Genomic DNA, 4,049 nt, shown 5'->3' on the forward strand with positions numbered 1-4,049 from the left:
GTGCCGCTGTCGAGCTGACCCGCCCCCGCGCCGGTGGTCGCCCGCCGCCGGCGCGCCGGACGTCGCGCCCCGCCGACGCGAGCGCGCGACCCCTGGCACAATCGCACTCGTGCTCCTCTCCGATCGCGACATCTTCACTGAGCTCGACGCCGGGCGCGTCATCCTCGACCCCTACGACCCGCAGATGGTTCAGCCCGCCTCGATCGACGTGCGCCTGGATCGGTGGTTCCGCCTTTTCGACAACCACCGGTACTCGGTCATCGACCCCGCCGTCGACCAGGACCGCCTCACCCACCTGGTCGACGTCGGCCCCGACGAGCCCTTCGTCCTCCACCCCGGTGAGTTCGTCCTCGGCTCCACCTATGAGCGCGTCACCCTGCCCGACGACGTCGCCGCCCGTCTGGAGGGCAAGTCGAGCCTGGGTCGGCTCGGGCTGCTCACCCATTCCACCGCCGGATTCATCGACCCCGGCTTCACCGGGCACGTCACCCTCGAGCTGAGCAATACGGCCACCATGCCCATCACTCTGTGGCCCGGCATGAAAGTCGGCCAGCTCTGCTTCTTCCGCCTCTCCAGCCCCGCCCGGGCGCCCTACGGCTCGGGCGCCCACGGCTCGCGCTATCAGGGCCAGCGCGGTCCCACGGCGTCGCGCAGCCACCTGTCCTTCCATCGGATCCGCATCGAGGAGGCGGGCGCGCCCTCCCTCGAGCCCGCCCCTCGCGCGGACGGCTCCGACCCCGGGGCGAGGACGCGGCCGTGACCTCCCCTTCAACCCCTTCGACCCCCTCACCCCCGCCGACCTCCCCGGGGGCCGGCCGCGGCCGCCGCAGCCGTGCGGCCGCCTCCATCTCCGTCAGCCCCAGCACCCGGCACCTGGCCACGTCACTGCCCACCGGGACGATGACCTTCTTGGCCGTGGGCGCCCTGCCGGTGGGGCGCGTCGACACCCATCATCTGCTGGTGCTGGCCGAGGACGTCACCGCGGACGAGGTCGAGGCACTCGCCCTGTCCCAGGACCTGCAGTCCGGGTGGGTGGGCGCTTCACGACTCCAGCTCCTCCCCGGCGCCGAACTCCAGGGGCCCTGGCACCTGGATGGCGAACTGCGCACCCTGCTGGGCCTGCCCCGCTGGGCCGCGCAGGTCATGATACTGGAGTGCGAGCCGACGCGCACCGGCCCGCTGCCGCCCGCGCTGAAGGGCATCGACCCCGTCTCGGACGCCTTCCCCCTGGCGCAGCCGGCCGGCCCCGAACTTATCGCCCTGACCCGGTTGCGGGCCATCGCCCGCCGTCTGGCCGGAGCTCTGCGCCTGGCCGGGGACCCCGAGGTCCGCGGGGGTGCCCCGCGGACCGTGCTCATCGCCCCCGACCCGGAGATGTCGACCTCCCTGACCGTCTACGCACCGGTGTGGATCGCTCCGGACGCGTCCGCGGACCTCGTCGGGTCCGTGGCCCCCGGCGCCCACGTGCGTATGGACGCCGCGCAGCTCTTCGGCGCTGGCGGGCTGGAGGCCGTCGGCCAGGAGGCGCTCGAGCGCCTGGTCGCCGAGATAGGCGAGGACGTCCTGGACGAGGCGTGGCGACGGGCCGAGCGGCAGCGACGCGAGGCCGGGGAGCGGGAGGACCGCGCTCTGGCCCTGGGCGAGCCGATCGAGGAGATGCGCGACGGGTACTCCGTCGTCGCGGACGTCGACCCCGACAACGCCGGCCGGGGCACGATCGAGGTGCGGGTCCTGGGCACCGAGGACATGCCTCTGGCGGTGCGCGGCGAGGCGTGGGCCTCCGGCGGCGTTGTCGCCTACGGCATCGTCTGGCACCCGGTCGACCCCGCCGACGCGCGCAACGAGACGATCTCCCGCGTCGGTCGGCGCGCCCGCAGCGCCGCCCGGGTGCGCATCGAGCAGATCGCCCGGACGCTGGCCGGGGCCGCGCGCGGGGTGGCGGTCGACGACGACGGGTTCCTCGTCGCCCTCGAATGAACGCGAGAGGCCGGACCGGCTCGAACCGACCGGGCCGGCGTACGCGGCGGGGCGGCCCCTCCTCGCCCGCGGTTCGCCCGGCGGATCAGCTCGCTCGCATGCGCGGTTCACGCGGCGCGCGCGGGACTCCGGCGCCGTCGCGGGGGACCAGCCCGCCCTCCTGCGTCCGGGCTGCCGCGCCGTCCCAGCTCCAGGCGCTGAAGGCCGCTGCGGCCTCCAGGGATCGGGACCAGGCGACGGACTCGTCACCGCGCTCGCGGCCCACGCTCATGTAGTGGCGCAACAGCCCGGCGGAGGCGTTGGCGTCGTCCAGCGCGCAGTGGTGGCTGCCGATTCGCACTCCGGCCGCTTCGCAGCACGCCACCAGCCGCCGCGACGGCGTGGTCATGTAGCTGCGGGCGAGTTCCATGGTGCACACCCGCGGGATGCGGGCTCCGCGCCCGAGTCGGCCGAGCCCGCCCAGCGCCTGGGTGAGGAAGCCGACGTCGAAGCGGGCGTTGTGGGCGACGACGGCGCGGCCCGCGAGATCGCGCACGAGCAGATCGGCGACCCGTCCCAGCGTCGGGGCGTCGGCGAGGTCCTCGCCGACGAGCCCGTGGATGGAGGTGGGGCCCGCATCCACGTCCGCGCCCGGGTTCACCAGAGTGGTCCAGCTGCGCTGCGTGGAGCCGTCGGGGTCCAGGAGCACCAGACCGATTTCGATGATCGAGTCCGTGGCCGGAGACAGTCCGGTGGTCTCCAGGTCCACGACCGCGTACCCCACGTCCCCCGGATCGGCGGGGCCGGCCGCGCTCGGGGGCGCGGCCGGCGCGGGGGAGCGGGGGGTCAGCGGACGCAGCCTGCGGTTGGGGCGACGGTAGAAGGGCATCGGCGGCATCGTAGCCGCGACCGGCCGCCGCCTCGAGGCGCCGCGGTGGTGTTGCGTCCGCCTGGTCGGCGTGCGGTCGCAGCACGGTTTCGCGTGTTGAGGCGGGCCATCCCCGATAGGCTCCGGGTCATGAGTGAAACCCTGCGAACTCCCGCCACCGTCCCTGTCGTCAGCTCCACGATCGCGACCCAGCTCGCCCACCGCACTATCCGCGCCTACACCGGGGAACCGGTCGACGAGGACACGGTCACCACCCTGCTCGACGTCGCCCGGCACGCCGCGACCTCCTCCTTTCAGCAGCAGGTCACCATCATCCGGGTGACCGATCCGGCTGTGCGCGAGCAGATCCATGAGGCCTCCGGCCAGCCCTACGTCGGCGGGGATCGTGGCGCGCTCTTCGTCGTCGTCGTCGACCTGCACCGCAACGCCGTCCTGCGCGAGCGCGCCGGCGCCGACCTCGAACCGCTGGAGCGCACGGCCCTGTTCCTCCAGGGCGTCGAGGACGCCGTCATCGCCGCCCAGAACATGGTCGTGGCCGCGGAGTCCCTGGGGCTGGGGACCGTCTACCTCGGTTCCATCGTCGGCGACGTGCGTCGTGTCATCACGGCCCTGCACCTGCCCACCCGGACCTACCCGCTGCTCGGCCTGCTCGTCGGCCATTCGGCTCAGGAACCCCAGTACAAGCCGCGCCTGCCGCGCGAGATCACCACCGGCGTGAACTCCTACCCCGCGCTGGAGGAGCGCGGGGAGATCCTGAAGGACTACGACGCCACCGTCGAGCAGTATGACGACCTGCGCGACACAGGCAGGCGGGTGGACTCCTTCTCCACCCAGATCGTCCGTGCCCTCGGGCGAGGCGCGTCCTCCCGGGCCCCCGTCCTGGAGGTCCTCCACGAGCAGCTCCTATGCCTGAGCTGAGCGGGCCATGACCCGGTCGTCCTCCTCGCTCGACGCCCCGCCCGCGCTCACGGGCGGGGCCGCGGCGGCGGCGCTGCCCGCGCTGGCCGATTTCGACTTCCCGGTGGCCGTCGTCATCTCCGACCTGGGGGCGGACGGGAGGGTGCGCACGATCCTGGAGGCGGGGGAGGTCGACGAGGTCCTCCCCTTCGCCTCCGTGACCAAGCCGATCGTTGCCTGGAGCGCATTGGTGGCGGCGGACCGCGGTCTGCTCGACCTGGATGCGCCGGCCCGAGCGGACGCGGCG

General features: G+C 73.7%; 4 protein-coding genes and 1 pseudogene. 4 read left to right on the plus strand and 1 reads right to left on the minus strand.

Annotated elements, in window-relative coordinates; all coding sequences use genetic code 11:
• Nucleotides 1-109: 109 nt before the first annotated feature.
• Both dcd and HMPREF9062_RS03300 read left to right on the plus strand, forming a co-directional pair.
• A complete protein-coding gene (gene dcd, locus HMPREF9062_RS03295; protein WP_009748610.1) occupies nt 110-760 on the plus strand; it encodes a dCTP deaminase in 651 nt (216 codons plus the stop codon).
• Nucleotides 757-1,977, plus strand: a complete 1,221-nt coding sequence (locus HMPREF9062_RS03300) for a hypothetical protein (RefSeq protein WP_009748611.1) — start codon at nt 757-759, stop codon at nt 1,975-1,977. The genes dcd and HMPREF9062_RS03300 overlap by 4 nt, the downstream gene beginning before the upstream one ends.
• Nucleotides 1,978-2,062: 85 nt before the next feature.
• Here the strand turns inward: HMPREF9062_RS03300 and HMPREF9062_RS03305 are convergent, their stop codons facing one another.
• Nucleotides 2,063-2,845: a 3'-5' exonuclease gene (locus tag HMPREF9062_RS03305; RefSeq protein WP_034253656.1), complete on the minus strand. Its 783-nt coding sequence runs from the start codon at nt 2,843-2,845 to the stop codon at nt 2,063-2,065.
• Nucleotides 2,846-2,974: 129 nt separating this feature from the next.
• Between HMPREF9062_RS03305 and HMPREF9062_RS03310 the strand changes: the two genes are divergently transcribed.
• Both HMPREF9062_RS03310 and HMPREF9062_RS13085 read left to right on the plus strand, forming a co-directional pair.
• Nucleotides 2,975-3,763: an NADPH-dependent oxidoreductase gene (locus HMPREF9062_RS03310; RefSeq protein ID WP_034253659.1), complete on the plus strand. Its 789-nt coding sequence runs from the start codon at nt 2,975-2,977 to the stop codon at nt 3,761-3,763.
• A 7-nt stretch (nt 3,764-3,770) separates the two neighbouring features.
• Nucleotides 3,771-4,049 (plus strand): annotated as a pseudogene (locus HMPREF9062_RS13085) (serine hydrolase); the annotation flags it as partial.

It is taken from the genome of Actinomyces sp. oral taxon 448 str. F0400 (assembly GCF_000220835.1).
Lineage (GTDB): Bacteria > Actinomycetota > Actinomycetes > Actinomycetales > Actinomycetaceae > Actinomyces.

Excerpts from the sequence above, each read along its gene's own strand:
- HMPREF9062_RS03305 (WP_034253656.1), bottom strand. The coding sequence starts at position 2,845 with ATGCCCTTCTACCGTCGCCCCAACCGCAGGCTGCGTCCGCTGACCCCC.
- HMPREF9062_RS03310 (WP_034253659.1), top strand. The coding sequence starts at position 2,975 with ATGAGTGAAACCCTGCGAACTCCCGCCACCGTCCCTGTCGTCAGCTCC.